This is a genomic window from Paraburkholderia sp. UYCP14C, assembly GCF_004197395.1.
Classification (GTDB): Bacteria; Pseudomonadota; Gammaproteobacteria; order Burkholderiales; family Burkholderiaceae; genus Paraburkholderia.
The window spans coordinates 1-21,031 of sequence record NZ_SELS01000014.1; the positions used below are offsets into that span (position 1 = coordinate 1).

Annotated in this window: 21 protein-coding genes; 13 read left to right on the plus strand and 8 right to left on the minus strand. The window is 64.7% G+C overall.

The window, feature by feature from the left end; translation table 11 throughout:
• Positions 1-399: 399 nt before the first annotated feature.
• Both EVC45_RS14925 and EVC45_RS14930 read right to left on the minus strand, forming a co-directional pair.
• Positions 400-723 carry a rhodanese-like domain-containing protein gene (locus EVC45_RS14925; RefSeq protein WP_013088667.1) on the minus strand — a complete coding sequence of 108 codons (324 nt, stop codon included), beginning with the start codon at positions 721-723 and terminating at the stop codon, positions 400-402.
• 88 nt (positions 724-811) lie between these two features.
• Positions 812-1,465 carry a protein-L-isoaspartate O-methyltransferase gene (locus EVC45_RS14930; RefSeq protein ID WP_129958755.1) on the minus strand — a complete coding sequence of 218 codons (654 nt, stop codon included), beginning with the start codon at positions 1,463-1,465 and terminating at the stop codon, positions 812-814.
• A 287-nt stretch (positions 1,466-1,752) separates the two neighbouring features.
• Between EVC45_RS14930 and EVC45_RS14935 the strand changes: the two genes are divergently transcribed.
• The 6 genes from EVC45_RS14935 to EVC45_RS14960 all read left to right on the plus strand — a co-directional run bounded on the left by EVC45_RS14935 (position 1,753) and on the right by EVC45_RS14960 (position 8,708).
• Positions 1,753-2,841: a LacI family DNA-binding transcriptional regulator gene (locus EVC45_RS14935; RefSeq protein WP_129958756.1), complete on the plus strand. Its 1,089-nt coding sequence runs from the start codon at positions 1,753-1,755 to the stop codon at positions 2,839-2,841.
• A 3-nt stretch (positions 2,842-2,844) separates the two neighbouring features.
• Entirely contained in the window at positions 2,845-4,332 is a 1,488-nt protein-coding gene (locus EVC45_RS14940; protein ID WP_129958757.1) for a sugar ABC transporter ATP-binding protein, read from the plus strand.
• Positions 4,313-5,326 (plus strand): ABC transporter permease, encoded by a 1,014-nt coding sequence (locus EVC45_RS14945; protein ID WP_129958758.1) that lies wholly within the window; start codon positions 4,313-4,315, stop codon positions 5,324-5,326. Before EVC45_RS14940 ends, EVC45_RS14945 begins: the two co-directional genes overlap by 20 nt.
• 100 nt (positions 5,327-5,426) lie before the next feature.
• On the plus strand, positions 5,427-6,389 hold the full coding sequence (locus EVC45_RS14950; RefSeq protein WP_129958759.1) for a substrate-binding domain-containing protein: 963 nt from the start codon (positions 5,427-5,429) through the stop codon (positions 6,387-6,389).
• Positions 6,390-6,454: 65 nt separating this feature from the next.
• Positions 6,455-7,504 carry a sugar phosphate isomerase/epimerase gene (locus tag EVC45_RS14955; RefSeq protein ID WP_129958760.1) on the plus strand — a complete coding sequence of 350 codons (1,050 nt, stop codon included), beginning with the start codon at positions 6,455-6,457 and terminating at the stop codon, positions 7,502-7,504.
• Between the two features lie 52 nt (positions 7,505-7,556).
• Positions 7,557-8,708: a Gfo/Idh/MocA family protein gene (locus tag EVC45_RS14960; protein ID WP_129958761.1), complete on the plus strand. Its 1,152-nt coding sequence runs from the start codon at positions 7,557-7,559 to the stop codon at positions 8,706-8,708.
• A 42-nt stretch (positions 8,709-8,750) separates the two neighbouring features.
• Here EVC45_RS14960 and EVC45_RS14965 read toward each other — a convergent pair whose 3' ends face one another.
• Positions 8,751-9,017 carry a hypothetical protein gene (locus tag EVC45_RS14965; protein ID WP_129958762.1) on the minus strand — a complete coding sequence of 89 codons (267 nt, stop codon included), beginning with the start codon at positions 9,015-9,017 and terminating at the stop codon, positions 8,751-8,753.
• A gap of 90 nt (positions 9,018-9,107) precedes the next feature.
• Between EVC45_RS14965 and EVC45_RS14970 the strand changes: the two genes are divergently transcribed.
• Complete coding sequence (locus EVC45_RS14970) at positions 9,108-9,791, plus strand: bifunctional 2-polyprenyl-6-hydroxyphenol methylase/3-demethylubiquinol 3-O-methyltransferase UbiG (protein WP_129958763.1); 684 nt, start codon at positions 9,108-9,110, stop codon at positions 9,789-9,791.
• 55 nt (positions 9,792-9,846) lie between these two features.
• Complete coding sequence (locus EVC45_RS14975; protein WP_129958764.1) at positions 9,847-10,611, plus strand: hypothetical protein; 765 nt, start codon at positions 9,847-9,849, stop codon at positions 10,609-10,611.
• Between the two features lie 6 nt (positions 10,612-10,617).
• Here the strand turns inward: EVC45_RS14975 and EVC45_RS14980 are convergent, their stop codons facing one another.
• From EVC45_RS14980 to EVC45_RS15000, 5 genes are all read right to left on the minus strand, one after another.
• On the minus strand, positions 10,618-11,388 hold the full coding sequence (locus EVC45_RS14980; protein ID WP_129958765.1) for a ParA family protein: 771 nt from the start codon (positions 11,386-11,388) through the stop codon (positions 10,618-10,620).
• A gap of 90 nt (positions 11,389-11,478) precedes the next feature.
• Positions 11,479-12,477: a zinc-dependent alcohol dehydrogenase family protein gene (locus EVC45_RS14985; RefSeq protein WP_129958766.1), complete on the minus strand. Its 999-nt coding sequence runs from the start codon at positions 12,475-12,477 to the stop codon at positions 11,479-11,481.
• A gap of 73 nt (positions 12,478-12,550) precedes the next feature.
• On the minus strand, positions 12,551-13,168 hold the full coding sequence (locus EVC45_RS14990) for a DUF302 domain-containing protein (RefSeq protein ID WP_248295146.1): 618 nt from the start codon (positions 13,166-13,168) through the stop codon (positions 12,551-12,553).
• Positions 13,169-13,217: 49 nt separating this feature from the next.
• The gene (locus EVC45_RS14995) at positions 13,218-14,387 is read right to left on the minus strand and encodes an ABC transporter substrate-binding protein (protein WP_129958767.1); all 1,170 of its coding nucleotides are present in this window, start codon (positions 14,385-14,387) and stop codon (positions 13,218-13,220) included.
• A gap of 49 nt (positions 14,388-14,436) precedes the next feature.
• Entirely contained in the window at positions 14,437-15,378 is a 942-nt protein-coding gene (locus EVC45_RS15000; protein ID WP_129958768.1) for a CysB family HTH-type transcriptional regulator, read from the minus strand.
• Positions 15,379-15,620: 242 nt separating this feature from the next.
• Here EVC45_RS15000 and EVC45_RS15005 point away from each other — a divergent pair, with 242 nt between their 5' ends.
• The 5 genes from EVC45_RS15005 (at position 15,621) to EVC45_RS15025 (ending at position 21,015) form a co-directional block, all read left to right on the plus strand.
• Positions 15,621-17,300 (plus strand): nitrite/sulfite reductase, encoded by a 1,680-nt coding sequence (locus tag EVC45_RS15005; RefSeq protein ID WP_129958769.1) that lies wholly within the window; start codon positions 15,621-15,623, stop codon positions 17,298-17,300.
• A 22-nt stretch (positions 17,301-17,322) separates the two neighbouring features.
• On the plus strand, positions 17,323-17,868 hold the full coding sequence (locus tag EVC45_RS15010) for a DUF934 domain-containing protein (protein ID WP_129958770.1): 546 nt from the start codon (positions 17,323-17,325) through the stop codon (positions 17,866-17,868).
• Entirely contained in the window at positions 17,865-18,611 is a 747-nt protein-coding gene (locus tag EVC45_RS15015; RefSeq protein WP_129958771.1) for a phosphoadenylyl-sulfate reductase, read from the plus strand. The genes EVC45_RS15010 and EVC45_RS15015 overlap by 4 nt, the downstream gene beginning before the upstream one ends.
• Before the next feature lie 100 nt (positions 18,612-18,711).
• Positions 18,712-19,674 carry a sulfate adenylyltransferase subunit CysD gene (gene cysD, locus EVC45_RS15020; RefSeq protein WP_129958772.1) on the plus strand — a complete coding sequence of 321 codons (963 nt, stop codon included), beginning with the start codon at positions 18,712-18,714 and terminating at the stop codon, positions 19,672-19,674.
• A 24-nt stretch (positions 19,675-19,698) separates the two neighbouring features.
• Positions 19,699-21,015 (plus strand): sulfate adenylyltransferase subunit 1, encoded by a 1,317-nt coding sequence (locus EVC45_RS15025; protein WP_129958773.1) that lies wholly within the window; start codon positions 19,699-19,701, stop codon positions 21,013-21,015.
• The last annotated feature ends 16 nt before the right edge of the window (positions 21,016-21,031 follow it).

Below are 21,031 nucleotides of genomic sequence, written 5' to 3' on the forward strand. Positions count from 1 at the left end.
CTCTGTCCAACGCAATCGTGCTCCCCACTGGCCTTCACCAACCGGCTGTTCTGTATGTTTTTACACGGCCTCGGCCGTTCTGCGCCCCCCACAGCCAGCCTGCGTCCCGCTGCTTTCACTGCACCGCACAGACAAATCTATCGCGGAGTACGGATACCCCAAAAAAAAGATATGACAGGGATATTCGAGTACTCGAAGGCCGTCGCTCTGCCGGTAAATCGGCAAAGAACTGTCAGGCCTTGCCAAGCGATGGGTTGAATGATGGGCCAGGAAAAACAAAACCCCGCAAGGTCATTGACCTTACGGGGTGATCCCACCGTTTCCATCGCAACACCAACGACAAGCGGCGCAAGGACTGCCGCCCTTGCGCCGCCTTAAAGTGCTACCCCGCGGTAAATCTCAGTAAGTCGGAACCGACGGATCGACCTGACGCGACCACGCGTCGATGCCGCCTTGCAGATTGAACACGTTGGTGTGGCCGCGCGATTCGAGGAACATCGCGACCTGGGCACTGCGCGCGCCGTGGTGGCAGATGCAGACGATCTGCGCGTCGTCATCGAGCTCTTCGCTGCGCGCGGGAATCTCGCGCATCGGGATCGACACGATGCCCGCCATCGACGCGGTTTGCAGTTCCCACGGCTCGCGCACGTCGAGCAGCACGGGTGCGGGGCGCGAGGTATCGGCGAGCCATTCGGCGAGTGCGGGAGCGGTCAGGTTTTGCATCAGTGGAACATCCAGTTCAAAGGACGGCGGCTTGCTCGCCGCCCGTCCGGATCAACAATACAGTTCGAAGCGCAGCGAAAGACGCCGCTTAGAACCTGAACCGCGCCGGCTGCACCGCATTGGCGAGCGGCTCGACGTAGGTTTCGAACACGTCGGAGATGCGGAATTGCTTTTCGTCGATGCGCGTGATGACTTGCGCCTTCATCACCGGCGCGCTGCCCACGAACGCCGCGAGACGGCCACCGACCTTCAGCTGTTCGAGGATTTCCTGCGGCAGCACCGGCAAACCGCCCGACACGCAGATCACGTCGTACGGTGCCGCGCCGGTCCAGCCGCGCGCGGCGTCGCCGGTCGCGACTTCGACGTTCAGCACGCCGTTGGCGATCAGGTTGCTCTTCGCGAGTTCGGCCAGTTCCGGTTCGATGTCGACGCTCAGCACGTGTTGCGCGCGATGCGCGAGCAGCGCCGCCATGTAACCCGAGCCCGCGCCGATTTCGAGCACGCTTTCGTGCTTCTTCACCGCCAGCTCCTGCAGCACGCGCGCCTCGACGCGCGGCGCCAGCATGTGCTGGCCGGCCGGCAGCGGCACTTCGAAGTCGGCGAAAGCGAGGTCGCGGTAAGCGGCGGGGACGAAATTCTCACGTTTGACGATCGACAGCAGATTCAGCACGTCCTGGTCGAGCACTTCCCAGGGGCGGATCTGCTGTTCGATCATGTTGAAACGCGCTTGCTCGATATTCATGGTGGATTCGGCGGTTTTGGTTTGGCGAGCGGGCGGTTGCCGCTGACTTTTGTCCTGACCCGGCCCCCGGCGGATTGCCTGTGGCCGCGGCTTCGGAGCAAGGCGTTCGCATTGCGAGCCGCGTCAGGGGAACTGCGGAATTGTACCAAATGGCGGACTCGCGCCGGACGCTCGCGGACAAGCGCCAGGCCGGGTGGCCCCCGTGTTAATCCCTAGCGATCCGTCCTTGCGATTCGCTTCTCCATCGACACAAAATGTAATCGATTACATTTTTGCTGCGAGGTCGTGTGTCCCGAACGCCGTCCCGATCGTCGCCGCCCGTGTCGCCGGGCGCGGGCAGCCAACCTCGAGCTCAAACGCCGAGGCCGTTCCCGATCGCGGCCGACGGCCCGTCGATCGCCGGCGTGGCCGAGCAGGCGGGCGTGTCGGTCGCGACGGTGTCGCGCGTGCTGAACGGTCACGACAACGTGCGGCCCGCCACCCGCGACCGGGTGCTCGCCGCGATCGATGCGAGCGGCTACCGCGTGAACGAACTCGCGCGCAATCTGCGCACCGCCGAAAGCCGCCTCTTACTGACGATGGTGCCGGACTTCGGCAATCCGTTTTACGCGGAGATCGTGCGCGGCATCGACAGCGTCGCGCGTCAGCACGGCTATTTCATGCTGCTATGCGACACCGGCGCGGACCCGGGACGTGAGCGCAGCTACTTCGACATGCTGCGCCGCCGCCGCGCGGACGGCGCGATCTGCCTCGACCCGGCGACGATCCAGCAGGCGCTCGGCGAGGCGTCGCAGGCGCTGCCGTGGGTCGCGTGCTGCGAGTTCGATCCGGAGATGGGCGTGCCGTACGTCGGCATCGACAACTATCGCGCGGCCGGCGACGCCGTGCGTCATCTGCTCGCGCGCGGCCACCGGCGCATCGGCCTCATCAACTCCGACGTCGACTATCTGTACGCGCGCCAGCGTCAGCAGGGCTACCTCGACGCGTTGAGCGACGCGGGCATCGCGCCCGATCCGCGCTGGCGCATGAATCTGAACAGCCTCGATTACGAGGCGGGCGCCTCGGCCGCGGCCGAGTTGATGCGGCAACCGGACGCGCCGAGCGCGATCTTCGCGGTGTCGGACACGCTCGCGATCGGCGTGATTCACGGCTTGCGCAGCGTCGGCAAGCGCGTGCCCGACGACGTCGCGGTGGCCGGCTTCGACGACATCTCGCTCGCCGCGCAGATCGATCCGCCGCTCACGACGATCGCGCAACCGATGCGCGAGCTCGGCGAAACCGCCGCGCGTCTGCTGCTGCAACGCCTCGCGAATCCGCAGGCCAACGTACCTGGCGTGCTGCTGCCGCATCGTCTCGTGATTCGTGGGAGCGCGTGAACCATGAGCCTCGCGATCCGCTTCGACGACATCCGCAAGGACTTCGGGCCCGTGCGCGTGCTGCACGGCGTGAGCTTCGAGCTGGCGCCCGGCCGCATCTACGGTCTGCTCGGCGAGAACGGCGCGGGCAAGTCGACGCTGATGAAAATCCTCGCCGGTTATGAAACGGCCACCTCGGGCAGTGTGCTGGTCGATGGCCACGCGCAGCGCTTCGCCGGTTCGCGCGAGGCCGAGGCACAGGGCATCGTGCTGATCCATCAGGAGTTCAACCTGGCCGAGCATCTGACGATCGCGCAGAACATGTATCTCGGTCACGAGAAGCGCCGCGGCTGGTTCGTCGACGATGCCTCGATGCGCAGCGAAGCCGCGCGCTATCTCGCGCAGGTCGGGCTCGAACGGACGCCGGACACGAAGGTGCGCGAGCTGATCGTGGCGGAGAAGCAGATGGTCGAGATCGCGAAGGCGCTGTCGCGCCGCGCGCGTCTGTTGATCATGGACGAGCCGACCGCGACGCTGACGCCCGCCGAAACCGAACGTCTGTTCGCGCTGATGCTGAAGCTCAAGGCCGACGGCGTGACGATCGTCTACATCTCGCACAAGCTCGATGAAGTGGAGCGCATCACCGACGAAGTGATCGTGATGCGCGACGGCCGCTTCGTCGCGCGCGGCGAAACCTCGGGGCTCGCGCGTCAGCAGATGGCGAACCTGATGGTCGGTCGCGACGTGTCCGACATGTTCCCCGACAAGCAGACGGTGCCCGCCGACACGCCGATCGCGTTGCGCGTGAGCGGCCTCACGGTGCCCGACTGGGTCGAGGACTTGAGCTTCGAGGTGCGCGCGGGCGAAGTGCTCGGCTTCGCGGGCCTCGTCGGCGCGGGCCGCACCGAAGCGTTCGAGGCGATCATTGGCTTGCGCAAACGCACCGGCGGCACGATCGAAATCGCCGGCCGGCCCGTCGACCTGAAGAGCCCGCGCGACGCGATGCGCCACGGTCTCACGTATCTGAGCGAGGACCGCAAGGGCAAGGGCCTGCACGTCAACATGAGCCTGCAGGACAACGTCACGCTGATGACGCTCGAACGCTTTGCGCATCCGCTGCTCGACATGAAAGCGGGACGCGCGGCCTTGCAGAAGGCCGTCGGCGAATTCGGCATCCGCACCGGCGACCTGTCGAGCCGCGCGCGCATGCTGTCGGGCGGTAACCAGCAGAAGCTCGCGCTCGCGAAGTTTCTGCAGCCGGACCCGAACGTGATCGTGCTCGACGAGCCGACGCGCGGCGTCGACGTGGGCGCGAAACGCGACATCTACTTCCTGATTCATCGTCTCGCCGCGCAGGGCCGCGCGGTGATCGTCATTTCATCCGAACTGATCGAGCTGATCGGCTTGTGTCATCGCGTCGCCGTGATGCGCGCGGGACGCCTGCAAGCGACGCTGACGCTCGAGCATCTGACCGAAGAGGAGTTGATCGCTCATGCGACCGGCACCCACTGAAGCCGTGCAATCACGCCGCGCGCTGCGCGTCGCGCAGCGGCTCTATACGCTCGGGCCGCTCGCCGGGCTGATTCTGCTGTGCATCGTCGGCACGCTGCTCAATCGCGACTTCGCGACGCTCGACAACCTGATGAACGTGCTCACGCGCACGTCGTTCATCGGCATCATCGCGGTCGGCATGACCTTCGTGATCATCTCGGGCGGCATCGATCTGTCGGTCGGCTCGATGGCGGCATTGATCGCCGGCATCATGATCTGGCTGATGAACGGGCTCGCGGCCGGTGCGTCCGGTCATGCGCTGCCGCCGTTGCTGATCGTGACGATCGGCATCGTCGCCGCGTTCGTGCTCGGCGCGCTGTTCGGCTGCGCGCATGGGTTGCTGATCACCAAAGGGCGCATCGAGCCGTTCATCGTCACGCTCGGCACGCTGGGGATTTTTCGCGCGGTGCTGACATGGCTCGCCGATGGCGGCGCGCTGACGCTCAACGATTCGCTATCCGATCTGTATGGTCCCGTCTATTACGCGAGCCTGTTCGGCGTGCCGGTGCCGATCTGGGTGTTTCTCGTAGTCGCGGCGGGCGGCGCGCTGATCCTCAATCGCACCGCGTTCGGCCGGCACGTGCAGGCGATCGGCTCGAACGAACAGGTCGCGCGTTATGCGGCGATTCGCGTCGATACGGTCAAGATCGTCACGTACGTGCTGCTCGGCATTTGCGTGGGCGTGGCCACCGTGCTCTACGTGCCGCGCCTCGGCTCCGCCACGCCGACCACGGGCCTGTTGTGGGAGCTCGAAGCGATTGCGTCGGTGGTGGTCGGCGGCACCGCGCTCAAGGGCGGCGAGGGACGCGTGATCGGCACCGTGATCGGCGCGATCCTGCTGTCGGTGATCGCCAACATCCTGAACCTGACCAGCATCATCAGCGTGTATCTGAACGCGGCGGTGCAGGGCGTCGTGATTATTTTCGTCGCGTTCGTGCAGCGCGGACGACGGTAGAAGTGCGTTGCAAAGAGGGGTAGCAAGGCAGGCGCGGTAAACCAACGGCAGGTCCGAAAAATCGGGGCGAGCGAACGCCTCACGATTGGAGACACACACCATGAAGCAAGTCATTCGAGCGATCGGCGCCGGCGTGCTGGCGTTGGGGATACTGGGCACGGCGGGCGCGGCGCGCGCCGACGACAAGGTCACGCTGGGCGTCGCGATTCCGACGGCCGATCACGGCTTCACCGGCGGCATCGTCTGGTGGGCGAACAAGGCGAAGGAAGATCTGGAAAAGGCCCATCCCGATCTGAAAGTGATCGTGAAGACCGCGGCCAACGCGCCCGAGCAGGCGAACCAGTTGCAGGATCTCGTGACGGTCAACAAGATCAATGCGCTCGTGATCTTCCCGTATGAATCGGCGACGCTGACACAGCCGGTCGAGCAGGTGAAGCGCAAGGGCGTGTACGTGACGGTGGTCGATCGCGGTTTGACGAACACGAGCGCGCAGGATGCCTACGTGGCCGGCGACAACACCGCGTTCGGCAAGATTCCGGCCGAGTATCTGGCGAAGGCGCTCGACGGCAAGGGCAACATCGTCGCGCTGCGCGGCATTCCGACCACGCTCGACAACGAGCGCTGGACCGCTTTCACCGGCGTGCTGAAGAACTATCCGGACATCAAGATTCTCGACGCGAAGTACGCGAACTGGAATCGCGACGACGCGTTCAAGGTGATGCAGGACTACCTGACGCGCTTCAAGCACATCGACGCCGTGTGGGCCGCCGACGACGACATGGCGGTCGGCGTGCTGAAGGCGATCGATCAGGCCAAGCGCAGTGACATCAAGATCGTGTTCGGTGGCGCGGGCTCGAAGGGCATGGTGAAGAACGTGATGGACGGCGCGCCGATGATCAAGGCCGACGTGTCGTACTCGCCGAAATTCATCTACGACGCGATCAAGCTGACGGCCGAAGCGCGGTTGAAAGGCGACAAGCTGCCGCCCACGACGATCATTCCGTCGGTGCTGATCACGAAGGAAAACGCGCAGCAGTTCTATTTCCCGGACTCGCCGTTCTAACGGGCACTCCGGGCATCGTCCGGCGCGCGGGTGCGGCCCGCGCGCAAAATTCGAGGAAACGATCGATGAAAACCATCAAAGGGCCGGCGATTTTTCTCGCCCAGTTCATGGGCGACGACGTGCCGTTCGACAACCTCGCGCATCTCGCGGAGTGGGCCGCGGGTCTCGGCTTCAAGGGCATCCAGGTGCCGTGCGACTCGCGGCTGATTGATCTCGACAAGGCAGCGACGAGCGACGCGTATTGCGACGAACTGCGCGAGACCGTCGACAAAGCGGGCGTCGCGATCACCGAACTGTCGACCCATCTGCAGGGGCAACTGGTCGCCGTGCATCCGGCGTACGACACGCTGTTCGACGGCTTCGCCGCGCCGCACGTGCGTGGCAATCCGGCGGCACGCACGGAGTGGGCGAGCGCGCAGATGAAGCTTGCGGCGCAGGCGTCGCGACGTTTGGGCCTGAGCACGCACGTGTCGTTTTCGGGCGCGCTCGCGTGGCCGTATATCTACCCGTGGCCGCAGCGGCCGGCCGGTCTCGTCGAAGCCGCGTTCGACGAACTCGCGCGCCGCTGGACGCCGATTCTCGATGCGTTCGACGCGGCCGGCGTCGACGTCTGCTACGAACTGCATCCGGGCGAAGACCTGCACGACGGCGTGACGTTCGAGCGCTTTCTTTCGGTGGTAAAGCAGCATCCGCGCGCGAACATCCTGTACGACCCGAGCCACTTCGTGCTGCAACAACTCGACTATCTCGCGTTCATCGACATCTACCACGAGCGCATCAAGGCGTTTCATGTGAAGGACGCGGAGTTTCGTCCGACCGGCAGGCAGGGCGTGTACGGCGGGTATAGCGGCTGGGTCGAACGCGCGGGGCGTTTTCGCTCGCTCGGCGATGGGCAGATCGACTTCGGCGCGATCTTCTCGAAGATGGCGCAGTTCGATTTTCCGGGCTGGGCCGTGCTCGAATGGGAATGCGCGTTGAAGCATCCGCACGACGGCGCGCGCGAAGGCGCGGAGTTCATCCGCCGGCACATCATCCGCGTGGCCGAACATGCATTCGATGACTTCGCGGGCAGCGGGGTCGATACCGCGCAGCTGAAGAGCGTGCTGGGCATCTGAACGACGCATGACGACGCCACATACGGCGACGCAACACATGGGAGCGCAAGCAATGCAGCGAAGAAGGCTCAGGCTGGGCATGGTCGGCGGCGGGCAGGGCGCGTTCATCGGCGCGGTGCACCGGATCGCCGCGCGGCTCGACGATCGTTTCGAACTGGTGGCGGGCGCGTTGTCGTCCGATCCCGAACGCGCGCGGGCGAGCGCCGTCGAAGCGGGCATCGCGCGCAGCTACGCGGACTGGCGCGAGATGGCGCGCGCCGAGGCCGCGCGCGACGACGGCATCGACGCGGTCGCGATCGTCACGCCGAATCATCTGCATGCGCCGGTCGCGACGGCGTTTCTCGAAGCGGGCATTCATGTGATCTGCGACAAGCCGCTCGCGGTTTCGCTCGCCGAAGGCGAAGCGCTCGCGGAGCTCGCGCAGTCAAAAAAGCGGCTGTTCGCGTTGACGCATACCTACTCGGGCTACCCGCTCGTGCGGCATGCGCGCGAGCTGATCGAACGTGGCGAGCTGGGCGAGATTCGCGTCGTGCAGGTCGAGTACGCGCAGGACTGGCTCGCCGAGCCGCTCGAAACCGGCGGCGCGAACAAGCAGGCGGGCTGGCGTACCGATCCGGCGTTGGCGGGGCCGGCCGGGTGCCTCGGCGATATCGGCACGCACGCGTATCAGCTGGCCGCGTTCGTGACGGGGATGATGCCGAGCGCGCTGTCGGCCGAGTTGCACACGTTCGTGCCAGGGCGTCGCGTCGACGATCACGTGCAGGCGATGCTGCGTTATGCGAACGGCGCGCGCGGCATGTTGTGGGCGAGCCAGGTCGCGAGCGGCGCGGAGAACGCGCTGCGTTTGCGCGTGTATGGCACGAAGGCCGGGCTCGCGTTCGATCAGGAGGAGCCGAACGCGTTGTGGTTCACGCCGTTGGGCGGCGCTGCCGAGCGCTTGACACGCGCTCGGGTGAAAAGTGCGGTTGCCGCGCATGCGACGCGCGTGCCGGCCGGGCATCCGGAAGGCTATCTGGAAGCGTTCGCGCAGTTGTACAAGGATGCGGCGTTGCAGATCGATGCGTTCAACGATGGTCGCGCGGCGCCAACGGAGAGCCTGTTGCTGACGACGGTGGACGATGGCGTCGACGGTCTGCGCTTTATCGAGGCGGTGCTGAAAAGCAGTGCGGCGGATGGACGGTGGGTGGAGATCGACGGCGCCTGAAGCGTTGCAACCAGGCGCCAGGCGGGCGAAGCTGCCGAGGCGTCAATCGCTGCCGCCCTTGCTTTTCTTGATCTGCGCTTCGAACGCGATATCGAGCTTGCTGGCCTTGCGCGGTTTCTGCGGGCCGTAGGCGTCGACGAATTTGACGAAGTCGTCGAGCGTCAGCGGATCGGACACTTTCTTGTCGACTCCGCTCGATTTGTCGACCAGGTAGAACAGGCCGCCGGACAGACTGATCGCGGCGAAGCGCGGGTTGCCGGTGCGCGTTTTCAGGCGCTCGACGGCGTGGATGGCTCGGGTGGTGCGCATGATGGGAACTGCGGCGGCTGATTGACGAGAGCGTTACTTTAACAATTTTGCCAACGGTGTGCGGTTGGCACCCATCAACGAAAACACGCGATGAACCTCGACCCGCTCAGCGACGGCAAGATCATCGACAGCTGGCAGCGCAACGCGTCGCCGTGGACGAATGCGGTACGCGCGGGCGAAATCGACAGCCGGCGACTGGTCACCGATCAGGCCGTGCTCGACGCGGTCCTCGCGTGCAATCCGGCCACGGTCCTCGATCTGGGCTGTGGAGAAGGGTGGCTTGCGCTCGCGCTTCAGCGCCACGGCGTCCAGGTGACGGCGGTGGACGTGATCGCCGACCTGGTGCGTGCGGCGACCGACGCCGGCGTGATCGACGCGAGAACGCTGTCGTATGAAGCAATCGCGGCAGGCCGGCTCGAGCTGCGCGCCGACGTCGTCGTCTGCAATTTTTCGCTGCTTGGCAAGGAGTCGGTCGACGGACTTCTGCGTGCGATGCCGACGCTGCTCACGCGCGGCGGATCGCTGGTCATACAGACACTGCATCCTGTGGTCGCATGCGGAGACTCGCCGTACGTCGACGGCTGGCGAGCGGGTTCGTGGGCCGGCTTCGGCGATGCATTCAGCGATGCGCCGCCGTGGTACTTTCGGACCTTGCAGACGTGGATCGAACTGATTGGGGCGAGCGGGCTGCTGCTTCGTGAGATGCGGGAGCCTTTGCATCCGCGAACCGGCAAACCGGCGTCGGTGATTTTTCGCGCGCGGGCGACGGGGTAGCGACGAGACGCGGGCTACCGCGTCTCGCAGAGATGTCCGAAAACGGAGGCATTGCATGCAAGCATTCGTCGATCATCCAGGCACCCTGTTCGTCGTACTGTTTGTTGGCTTTACCGCGGCGATCGCTTTTGGCGCGTTGGCGCTGCGACGCGTTTTCCCGCTCAAGCTCGAGGAGCGCGAAGATTTCACGCTCGTGGTGACGTCAACGTTGACGTTGCTCGCGCTGCTGATCGGCTTCAACCTGTCGATGGCGGTGAATCGCTACGACCAGCGCAAGAACCTCGAGGAAAATGAAGCCAACGCGATCGGGACCGAGTACGCCCGAGCCGATGTGGTCGCGCCGCCCATCAGCGCGAAGATAAAGGCCGAATTGACGCATTACACGCAATTGAGATTCACCCACTATAAAACGCGGGACGCGCAGCAAATCGCTCGCGTCGAGCAGGACACGGCGAACTCCCAGGCCGAACTCTGGCGCCTGGCGACGCAGGTCGCGAAGGATCAGCCCAACCCAATAGGCGCCGCCGTGATGACTGGCATGAACGACGTCCTCAACTCGCAGGACTATTCCGAGGCGGCGCTGTTGAACCGGATTCCGCTGGGCGCATGGGCGCTGATGATCCTGATCGGACTATTTGCGTGCGTCGTGCAGGGCTATGGGGCGAAAGGCAGCGTTCGAAAAGGCATACTGATCATCGTGCTGCCCGTGACGGTTGCGCTGTCGCTGATGCTGATCGCGGACATCGACAGTCCGCGAGGCGGGATCATCCATGTGGAGCCGCAGAATCTCGCGCGGCTGCTGAGGTCGCTGGGCCAATGACGTCGCTCAGGCTGACTCGCTCAACTCCCGATGCAAGGCCCGATACTCCTGCGAAAGCTTATGTCCCGGATCGAGGTGAATGACCGGCGTCGCCAGCTGATGCGACTCACGGATCTTCACCGACGATGACAGCCGCGAGCCCAGCACCGGCAAGCCTTCGCCGATCAGTTCGTCGACGAGCTTCTGCGGCAGGCTCGCGCGAGGCTGGAACTGGTTGATGACGATGCCTTCCACCTGCAGCGCTTCGTTGTGATCCTGCTGGATCTCCTTCACGTTTTCGAGCAGCGTGTAGAGCGCGCGACGCGAAAAGTCGTCGCAGTCGAACGGAATCAGACAACGCTCGACGGCGATCAGCGCCGAGCGCGTGTAGAAGTTCAGCGCGGGCGGCGTGTCGATGTACACCGCGTCGTACATGTCGAGTTCGTTCAGCGCGTCGCGCAGCTTGTAGATCTTGTAGCGCGATTCGAGCTTGCCGTGCAGCGTGTCGAGGTCGGCATGCGCGGGCATCACGTCGAGATTCTCGAAGCGCGTCGGATGGATGAACGAGGTGGCTTCCACGGGTTTGAAGCTGAAGCCGAGCGCGGTTTCGAAGAAGCCTGCGACGGTGGGGCTGACCTCGCCCGCCTGCGGGCCGAGCAGGTACTGGGTCGAATTCGCCTGGGCATCGAGGTCGATTACCAGCGTTCGCAGGCCTTCGCTCGCGCTGATGGCCGCCAGATTACAGACGATGGTCGATTTGCCTACACCACCTTTCTGATTGAATACAACGCGCCGCATGGTCTCCCCTTGAACGGAAGCGGTTACAAAAGGGACGAGCATACCTGAGTCGGGAGACCGCGCAGATTTCGACGGGTGGTTTCGGCCAGCTCAGCGTTGCGCGGCATCCACGTCGACCACCACCTTCACGCGTCCAGTTCCACTGCCGACGAGCTGATAGGCCTCGTCCGCGCTGCGTAAATCGAACCGCGTCGGATCGACCACGGGCGCGAGCGCGCCGCTTTCCGCGAGACGCGTCGCTTCGCGCATCGTCTCGCCAAGATGCGCGCGATGTCGTCCGGTCAGCAACGGATACAACGTGAAGATCCCTGAATAGCTGGCTTCCCGAAATGACAGCGGCGCAAGCGCATGCGTGCCCCAGCCGAGCGCACTGACCACATGCCCGAAGTGCCGGACCGCGGCGAACGACGCATCGAGCGACGCACCCCCTACCGTATCGACGACCAGGTCGAATCCCTCGCCATCGGTCAGGGTCGCCACGTACTGTTCGACCGTCTGCGCGCGGTAGTCGATCGGGGTCGCGCCGAGCCGCCGAACCAGCTCGGCATGGTGTGCGCTGGCGGTTGCATACACGTCGGCGCCGAGCGCGCGCGCCAGTTGCACGGCAATGTGGCCGACCCCGCCGGCCCCGCCCTGGACCAGCACCCGGGTCCCGCCTTGCAGATGCGCGCGATCGACGATACCCGCATACGACGTGATGAACGCGAGCGGCAACGCGGCCGCCTCGCGCAGCGACAGATTGCGCGGCGCATGGGCGAGCAGATCGGCATCGACCGCCGCGTACTCGGCGAGCGATCCCTGGATGCCGCCGACGCCGCCGGTCATGCCATAGACCCTATCGCCGACGGCGAACCCGCCGACGCCGTCGCCGAGCGCCTCCACCGTGCCCGCGAGATCGATGCCGAGGACGAGCGGCAGCGGATGCCGCGCATGCGCGGCCTGACCCGCGCGAATCTTGGTGTCGAGCGGATTGAGGCCGCTCGCGGCGATGCGCACCAGTACCTGGCCGGCGGCGGGTTCCGGGCGGGGTAGCGTCGTGTATTCGAGCGGGCCGTTATAGTGGCTCAGCACCACAGCGTGCATGGACATGGCGGTCTCCTCGTGCGGCTAATGTCGTTTGAATCGGTTCGAGCGTGCCGCAAGGCCCGCATCGTTGAACGCGTCACTGCGCGGCGGCATCCACGAGGGCGGCCACACCGCTCACCGGCTTCATCAGGTCGTCCGGCAGGCCATGCCGCTCGCGCAGATAGTCCGTCGAGTTGAACGATAGCCACGCGCGGCCGTCCGCATCCTCCCAGACGAGCACCTTCAGAGGAAGATCGAGCGCGGCGGTCGGCGCGAGTTGCATCAACGGTGTACCGGCTTTGGGATTGCCGAAGATCACGAGCCGGCTGAACGGCATCGTCAGTCCCGCACACGCGGCGTCACCGCTGAAATCGATGGACGCGAAAACCGTCAGCCCTCGCTCCCGAATCAACGACTGAAGACGCTCGGCCGTCGCGTCGCCCGCATGGGCGCTTGCAACGGTGACGATGCCTTTGCTGGCGTTCTCTGCGATCGAAGCGGTGGCCATCCTGCCTCCGGTGCGGACGAGGTGTTCCGGCAAAGCGCCGACGGTAAAGCGGACCACTGCAGTGTAGGCGTTCGCTGCTGCGGCGTGGCCGATTGTGCCGACACGCGGTGAGGGAAGTTCTACCGAAAGGCGGATGGGAGCGGGCGGAGGCTGATGGAAGCCGAACGAGGCGTAAGGGCGCCCCGCCAAAGCAACGGCGGCTTCCATCCGTGAAGCCGCCGTCAAAAAGGAGCGTTATCGACGCCCCGATACCAGATTACTGGCTCAGATAAACGAACTGGCCATTCTTGATGGTGCCCATCACGCTTGCGCGCTGATCGAGGCCGACGTGATCCTTCGGGCTCGTGTTGACGACCCCGTTCGGCACCACCAGCTCATGCGCATGCTCGAGCTCGTCGCGCAACGCGACGCGAAACGCCGGCGTGCCCGGCTGCGCGGTCTTCAATGCACGCGCGACGGCGTCCTGCAGACGCGGGTACACGCCGGCCGCGTCGCCCGCGAACTGCGTGACGCTGCCGGGGCCGTACTTCGCCTCGTACGCATCGACGAACGCGAGCGCCGCCTTCTTCGACGGGTGATCGGCCGGCAGCGTGCGAGCGACGACCACCGGCTGCGTCGGGAACAGCGTGCCTTCCACGTCCTTACCGCCGAGCTTGATGAACTCCGGCGTCGCGATGCCGTGCGTCTGATAGATCGCCCCCTTGTAGCCGCGCTCGATCAGCGTGCGCTGCGGCAGCACCGTCGGCGTGCCCGCGCCGGCGATCAGGATCGCGTCGGGCTTCGCGGCCATCAGCTTCAGGATCTGACCGGTCACGCTCGCGTCGGTGCGGTTATAGCGCTCGGTCGCGACCAGCTGGATATGTCGCAGCGCCGCGAACTTGCTGAACTCGTTGAGCCAGCTTTCGCCGTAGCCGTCCGCGAAACCGATGAAGCCGACCGTCTTCACGTTGTGGTTCGACATGTAGCGCGTCATCACGTCGGCCATCGCGCTATCGGTCTGCGCCATCTTGTAGGCCCAGATCTTCTTGCCTTCCTGCGGTTCGACGACGCTTGCCGAGCCGATCAGCGTGATCATCGGCGTCTGGCTTTCGGCGATCGGATCGAGCGCGGCCATCGCGGCCGGCGTGATGTTCGGGCCGACCACCACGTCGACGTGGTCCTCGTTGATCAGCTTGCGGATGTTGCGCACCGCGTTGCCGGGGTCGGACGCGTCGTCGAGGAAGATGTAGTCGGCCTTCTGGCCGGCGATGGTCTGCGGCCACATCAGCATCGCGTTCTTGCTGGTGATGCCGATCACGGCGGCCGGCCCCGTGTACGACAGATCGATGCCGACTTTCAGGTCGGCGTGCGCCGCGCCGGCGACGAGCAGCGCGGCGGCCGCGAGGCCGCGCAGGGTGTTGCGTACTTTATTGTTATGCAACTTCATCAGGAGGTCTCCGTAGCGAGAGGACGGTATGGAAGCGGTATAGAAGCGTTCAAAGCTCGTAGGTTTCGTGTTCGCCCTTCAGCGCCTGCTCGATCAGCTTGCGGTTCAGACTCGGCGACAGCAGCTCGACGAGCGTATACACATAGCTGCGCAGATACGCGCCCTGTTTCAGCGCGACGCGCGTGACGTTGCTGCCGAACAGATGGCCGACCGGCATCGAGCGCAAATGGCGGTCGCGCTCGGCGTTGAACGCGATGTCGGCCATGATGCCGACGCCCAGCCCCAGCTCGACGTAGGTCTTGATCACGTCGGCGTCGATCGCCTCGAGCACGATGTCCGGATGCAGCCCGCGCAGGCGGAACGCCTCGTTGATCTTGGTGCGGCCGGCGAACGCGTTGTCGTACGTAATCAGCGGGTATTGGGTGAGGTCGTCGAGCGACAGCTGCTTGCGCTCGAGCAGCGGATGGTCGAGCGGCATCACCGCGACGTGGTGCCACTGAAAGCAGGGCAGCGACACCAGATCCTTGTAGTTCGAGATGGCCTCGGTCGCGATCGCGAGGTCGGCCTGGTCGTGCAGCACCATTTCGGCGACCTGGGTAGGGCTGCCTTGCAGAATCGAAAGGTGGACCTTCGGGAAGCGCTTCTTGAACTCGGCGATCGCGGCGGGCAGCGAGTAGCGCGCCTGGGTGTGGGTCGCGGCGATCGTCAGGTTGCCCTGGTCCTGCGCCGCGTAGTCCTTGCCGACCCGCTTCAGGCTTTCCACTTCCTGCAGGATTTTTTCGACCGATTGCAATATGATGCGGCCCGGCTCGGTCAGCGAGCGCACGCGCTTGCCGTGGCGGGTGAAGATTTCGACGCCGAGTTCATCCTCCAGCTCGATGATCGCCTTCGAGACGCCCGGCTGGCTTGTATACAGCGCCTTGGCCGCTTCCGTGAGGTTGAAGTTCTGCCGCACAGCCTCGCGGACGAAGCGGAATTGGTGCAGGTTCATATATAACCTCGCCGCATATAAAAAGAATTTTTTAGTCGTTTGAAATATAAGGCGAGTTTATTACGATCTGTCCATCTTTTTCAATATGGATATCTGTATTTGTTATAAGCAAATGAGCGATGGGTCTAAACGCTTGCTTGCGACAGCTGACAAACACGGGTATTCGAGCCGCGGCGGAACCGGAGCGCCGGCCGCCGGACTGCCGTGTGTCACGCAAGTTTCGAAAAAATTGGGGTCCCCGAATGTACCAATACGATCAGTACGACCAGACCATCGTCGATGAACGGGTCGCGCAGTACGCCGATCAGGTTCGCCGCCGCTTGTCGGGCGAATTGAGCGAAGAGGAGTTTCGTCCGCTGCGCCTGCAGAACGGCCTGTACTACCAGCGCCACGCGTACATGCACCGCATCGCGATTCCGTACGGCAACCTGCGCAGCGACCAGATGCGCGTGCTCGCGCAGATCGCGCGTGAACACGACCGCGGCTACGGCCATTTCTCGACGCGCTCGAACATCCAGTACAACTGGATCAAGCTCGAAGAAACGCCGGAAATCCTGCGCAAGCTTGCATCCGTGCAGATGCACGCCATCCAGACCTCGGGCAACTGCATTCGTAACATCACCGCCGATCAATTCGCCGGCGTCGCACCCGACGAAGTGGTCGATCCGCGTCCGTGGGCCGAAATCCTGCGTCAATGGTCGACGTTCCACCCGGAATTCGCGTGGCTGCCGCGCAAGTTCAAGATCGCCGTGTCGGGTTCGAAGGAAGACCGCGCGGCCGTGCAGATCCACGACATGGGCGTGTATCTGAAGAAGAACGCGCAAGGCGAACTGGTGGTCGACATTCTGGCGGGCGGCGGTCTCGGCCGTACGCCGATCGTCGGCGCGATCATCCGCCGCGATCTGCCGTGGCAGCACCTGCTGACCTACAGCGAAGCCGTGCTGCGTGTGTACAACCGCTACGGCCGCCGCGACAACATGTACAAGGCGCGTATCAAGATCCTGGTGAAGGCGCTGTCGCCGGAGAAGTTCGCCGCGCAGGTCGAGGAAGAGTGGCAGCACCTGAAGGACGGTCCGTCGACGCTGACGCAGGCCGAAGTGGATCGCGTGTCGCAGTACTTCGCGCCGCCCGCTTACGACAAGCTGCCGGACACCGATACGTCGTTCGAAAAGCATCTGCTGGAAAACCGCGCGTTCGCGCGCTGGGTCGAGCGTAACGTGCGTCCGCACAAGGTCGCGGGCTACGCGTCGGTCACGCTGTCGCTGAAGCCGACCAGGGTCGCGCCGGGCGACGCGACGGACGCGCAAATGGAAGCGGTCGCCGACTGGGCCGACGAATACTCGTTCGGCCAGCTCCGCGTGTCGCACGAGCAGAATCTGATCCTCGCCGACGTCAAGAAGCGCGACCTGTTCGCGCTGTGGGAAAAGGCCAAGGCGCAAGGTTTCGCGACGCCGAACATCGGCCTGCTGACCGACATCATCGCGTGCCCGGGCGGCGACTTCTGCTCGCTCGCGAACGCGAAGTCGATTCCGATCGCGCTCGCGATCCAGGAACGCTTCAACGATCTCGACTACGTGTACGACCTCGGCGACGTGTCGCTGAACATCTCGGGCTGCATCAACGCGTGCGGTCATCATCACGTCGGCAACATCGGCATTCTGGGCGTCGACAAGGACGGCTCCGAGTGGTACCAGGTGACGCTCGGCGGCGAGCAGGGCACCGGCGCGACCGGCGCTCACCTTGGCCGCGTGATCGGCCCGTCGTTCTCGGCCGAGGAAATGCCCGACGTGATGACGAAGGTGATCGATACGTTCGTGGAAAACCGCCAGGAAGGCGAGCGTTTCATCGATACGTACGCCCGCATCGGCATCGCGCCGTTCAAGGAGCGCGTGTACGCCGCTCGTCAACCGGCTCACGCGTAACCGCGCAAAGGATACTGAACAGATGGCTTCTATCATCAAGAACCGCGCGATCGTCAACGACGACTGGAGCGTCGTGCGTGCCGCGGAAGACGGCGCTTTGCCGTCGGTGAGCGAACTGCCGGCCGGCAAGGTCATCGTGCCGCTGGCGCTGTGGCAGGCCGAGCGCGAGGCGCTCGCCGCCGCGCGCAGCGCGGCCGACCTCGGCGTGTGGCTCGCGCCGGATAGCGAACCGGCGGATATCGCCGGCGACTTCGACGAGCTCGCTGTAATCGCCGTGGACTTCCCGGTGTTCCGCGACGGCCGCGGCTACAGCATCGGCCGTCTGCTGCGCGAGCGCTATGGCTACAAGGGCGAACTGCGCGCGATCGGCGACGTGCTGCGCGACCAGGTCAGGTTGATGTTCCGCTGCGGCTTCGACGCGTTTGCGGTGCGCGCGGACAAGGACATCAGCGACGCGCTGAAGGCGTTCGACGATTTCACCGTGCAGTACCAGGGCGCCGTCGACGACCCGTCGCCGCTGTTCCGCCGCCGTGCCGCGCAAGCCGGCGCCGACAAGGTTTCGGCATGAGCACCGTCCAATCGTTGAGCCCGCAGCTGGCAGCGAAGGTCGAGCGTCTCGACGCGCTGCTGGACTCGATCGCGACGCGTCACACGAACGTGAAGCTCGCGAGCAGCCTCGCGGCCGAAGACATGCTGCTCACCCACGCGATCCTGTCGCGCGGCGTGAAGATCGGCATCTTTTCGCTGAACACCGGCCGTCTGCATGCGGAAACGCTCGGCATGCTGGACCGCGTGAAAGAGCGCTACGGCTACGACATCGAGCAGTTTCATCCGCAGGCGGCCGCGATCGAACAGTACGTGGGCGAACACGGCCTGAACGCATTCTACGAAAGCGTCGAGCTGCGCAAGCGCTGCTGCGAGATCCGCAAGGTCGAGCCGCTCAATCGCGCGCTCGCCGACGTCAGCGCCTGGGTGACCGGGCAGCGTCGCGAGCAGTCGGTCACCCGTGCCGAACTGCACGAGGAAGAGCACGACGGCGCGCGCAACATCGCCAAGTTCAATCCGCTCGCGGACTGGACCGAAGCCGACGTCTGGGATTATCTTAAGGCGTTCGATGTGCCGGTCAATCCGTTGCATGCGCGTGGTTATCCGAGCATCGGCTGCGAACCGTGTACACGGGCGATCCGCCCCGGCGAAGACAGCCGGGCGGGGCGCTGGTGGTGGGAGTCGCGCGATACGAAGGAATGCGGCTTGCATATCACGGCGATTACCCCGATTGCGGTCGAGCGCAACGAAAACGCGTCGGCCTGAGCGCCGCGCATAGAGCTTGCGGCGCAGTACCGCCGAAACCGATCTGAATACTTTCGTCCGGCGAGAAGCGCTTGCCGGACGAACCAACGAAGGACCCGCTATGAGCACCACGCTCGATTCCGCTGTCAACGCTCCGCTTGCCAACACGGTCAACCGGATGGATCACCTCGATTGGCTCGAAGCCGAGTCGATTCACATCCTGCGCGAACTGGTCGCCGAATGCAGCAAGCCGGCGCTGCTGTTTTCGGGCGGCAAGGATTCCGTCGTGGTGCTCGCGCTCGCGTTGAAGGCCTTCGGCCTCGGCGCGAACCGCAAGACGCAGCTGCCGTTCCCGCTCGTGCATATCGACACCGGCCATAACTACGACGAAGTGATCGACTTCCGCGATCGCCGTGCGCAAGAAATCGGCGCGGAACTGGTGGTCGGCCATGTCGAGGATTCGATCAAGCGCGGCACCGTGCGTCTGCGTCGCGAAACGGATTCGCGCAATGCCGCGCAAGCGGTCACGCTGCTCGAAACCATCGAGCAGTACGGCTACACCGCGATGATCGGCGGCGCGCGCCGCGACGAAGAAAAGGCCCGCGCGAAAGAGCGCATCTTCTCGTTCCGCGACGAATTCGGCCAGTGGGATCCGAAGGCACAGCGCCCGGAACTGTGGAGCCTGTACAACGCGCGTCTGCACAACGGCGAACACATGCGCGTGTTCCCGATCTCGAACTGGACCGAGCTCGACGTGTGGCAGTACATCGCGCGTGAACAGCTCGAACTGCCGTCGATCTACTACGCGCACCAGCGCGAGATCGTGCGCCGCAACGGCCTGCTCGTGCCGGTCACGCCGCTCACGCCGATGCGCGAAGGCGAGACGAGCGAACAGGCGCTCGTGCGTTTCCGCACGGTCGGCGACATCAGCTGCACGTGCCCGGTGGAAAGCGACGCGGACGACGTCGAGAAGATCATCGCCGAAACGGCCGTCACCGAAATCACGGAACGGGGCGCGACGCGGATGGACGATCAGGTGTCCGAGGCCGCGATGGAACAGCGTAAGAAGCAGGGTTATTTCTAAGCACACGACGAGGGTAACGAAATCATGAGCAGTATTCATCAACCAGAAGACCTCGGCGTGCTGCGTTTCATCACCGCGGGTAGCGTCGACGACGGCAAGAGCACGCTGATCGGCCGCCTGCTGTACGACAGCAAGGCTGTGCTTTCCGACCAGCTGTCGGCGCTGTCGCGCGCGAAGAACAAGCGCACGGTCGGCGACGAAATCGATCTGTCGCTGTTGACCGACGGTCTCGAAGCCGAGCGCGAGCAGGGCATCACGATCGACGTCGCGTATCGCTACTTCGCGACCGCCAAGCGCAAGTTCATCATCGCCGATACGCCGGGCCACGAGCAGTACACGCGCAACATGGTGACGGGTGCGTCGACCGCGCATGCGGCGATCATCCTCGTCGACGCGACGCGCGTCACGTTCGAGAACGGCGTCGCGCAACTGCTGCCGCAAACCAAGCGTCATAGCGCGATCGTCAAGCTGCTCGGTCTGCAGCACGTGATCGTCGCGATCAACAAGATGGACCTCGTCGACTACAGCGAAGCGCGCTTCAACGAGATCCGCGACTCCTATGTCGAGCTTGCGCGTCACCTCGGTCTGCAGGACGTGCGCTTCGTGCCGGTGTCGGCGCTGAAGGGCGACAACATCGTCACCGCCAGCGAGCGCATGCCGTGGTATGCGGGCCAGCCGCTGCTCGACGTGCTCGAAGCGCTGCCGGTCGAATCCGCGAGCGGCGAGGCGCTGCGCTTCCCGGTGCAGTGGGTCGCGCGCCAGGACGGCAGCCAGGCCGACGATTTCCGCGGCTACATGGGCCGCGTCGAATCGGGCGAAGTGAAGCTCGGCGACACGATCGTCGTGCTGCCGGCCAATCGTGAAGCGACCGTGGCCGAGATCATCGCGCCGGTGGTCGGCGGCACCGCGCAGGTGGACCGCGCGTTCGCCGGTCAGACGGTGACGATCCGTCTCGCCGAAGACGTCGACGTGTCGCGCGGCGACACCTTCGTGCTGCGCGAAGCGGCGCCGGAGCCGGCGAAGAAGCTCGAAGCGGACCTGTGCTGGTTCGACGACACGCCGCTGTCGACGCAGCGCAAGTATCTGCTGAAGCAGACCACCAACACGGTGTTCGCGAAGATCGGCGCGATCAAGGAAGTGCTCGACGTGCATACGCTGTCGCAGGCGACGGATCGCAAGGAACTGGCGATGAACGACATCGGTCGTGTCGCGCTGACCTTGCAGAAGCCGCTCGTGTGCGACGCGTACGACGCGCATCAGGGCACCGGCGCGTTCGTGCTGATCGACGAGGCGACCAACCACACGGTCGCGGCCGGCATGATCCGGGCGTTTTCCGCCTGAGCACGTCGCTCCAACC

Coding starts and splice junctions, on each gene's coding strand:
- EVC45_RS14980 (WP_129958765.1), bottom strand. CDS start 11,388: ATGCGGCGCGTTGTATTCAATCAGAAAGGTGGTGTAGGCAAATCGACC.
- EVC45_RS15025 (WP_129958773.1), top strand. CDS start 19,699: ATGAGCAGTATTCATCAACCAGAAGACCTCGGCGTGCTGCGTTTCATC.
- EVC45_RS14940 (WP_129958757.1), top strand. CDS start 2,845: ATGAGCCTCGCGATCCGCTTCGACGACATCCGCAAGGACTTCGGGCCC.
- EVC45_RS14955 (WP_129958760.1), top strand. CDS start 6,455: ATGAAAACCATCAAAGGGCCGGCGATTTTTCTCGCCCAGTTCATGGGC.
- EVC45_RS15005 (WP_129958769.1), top strand. CDS start 15,621: ATGTACCAATACGATCAGTACGACCAGACCATCGTCGATGAACGGGTC.
- EVC45_RS15000 (WP_129958768.1), bottom strand. CDS start 15,378: ATGAACCTGCACCAATTCCGCTTCGTCCGCGAGGCTGTGCGGCAGAAC.
- EVC45_RS14945 (WP_129958758.1), top strand. CDS start 4,313: ATGCGACCGGCACCCACTGAAGCCGTGCAATCACGCCGCGCGCTGCGC.
- EVC45_RS14995 (WP_129958767.1), bottom strand. CDS start 14,387: ATGAAGTTGCATAACAATAAAGTACGCAACACCCTGCGCGGCCTCGCG.
- EVC45_RS15010 (WP_129958770.1), top strand. CDS start 17,323: ATGGCTTCTATCATCAAGAACCGCGCGATCGTCAACGACGACTGGAGC.
- cysD (WP_129958772.1), top strand. CDS start 18,712: ATGAGCACCACGCTCGATTCCGCTGTCAACGCTCCGCTTGCCAACACG.
- EVC45_RS14950 (WP_129958759.1), top strand. CDS start 5,427: ATGAAGCAAGTCATTCGAGCGATCGGCGCCGGCGTGCTGGCGTTGGGG.
- EVC45_RS14960 (WP_129958761.1), top strand. CDS start 7,557: ATGCAGCGAAGAAGGCTCAGGCTGGGCATGGTCGGCGGCGGGCAGGGC.
- EVC45_RS14985 (WP_129958766.1), bottom strand. CDS start 12,477: ATGTCCATGCACGCTGTGGTGCTGAGCCACTATAACGGCCCGCTCGAA.
- EVC45_RS14925 (WP_013088667.1), bottom strand. CDS start 723: ATGCAAAACCTGACCGCTCCCGCACTCGCCGAATGGCTCGCCGATACC.
- EVC45_RS14970 (WP_129958763.1), top strand. CDS start 9,108: ATGAACCTCGACCCGCTCAGCGACGGCAAGATCATCGACAGCTGGCAG.
- EVC45_RS15015 (WP_129958771.1), top strand. CDS start 17,865: ATGAGCACCGTCCAATCGTTGAGCCCGCAGCTGGCAGCGAAGGTCGAG.
- EVC45_RS14965 (WP_129958762.1), bottom strand. CDS start 9,017: ATGCGCACCACCCGAGCCATCCACGCCGTCGAGCGCCTGAAAACGCGC.
- EVC45_RS14975 (WP_129958764.1), top strand. CDS start 9,847: ATGCAAGCATTCGTCGATCATCCAGGCACCCTGTTCGTCGTACTGTTT.
- EVC45_RS14930 (WP_129958755.1), bottom strand. CDS start 1,465: ATGAATATCGAGCAAGCGCGTTTCAACATGATCGAACAGCAGATCCGC.
- EVC45_RS14990 (WP_248295146.1), bottom strand. CDS start 13,168: ATGGAAGCCGCCGTTGCTTTGGCGGGGCGCCCTTACGCCTCGTTCGGC.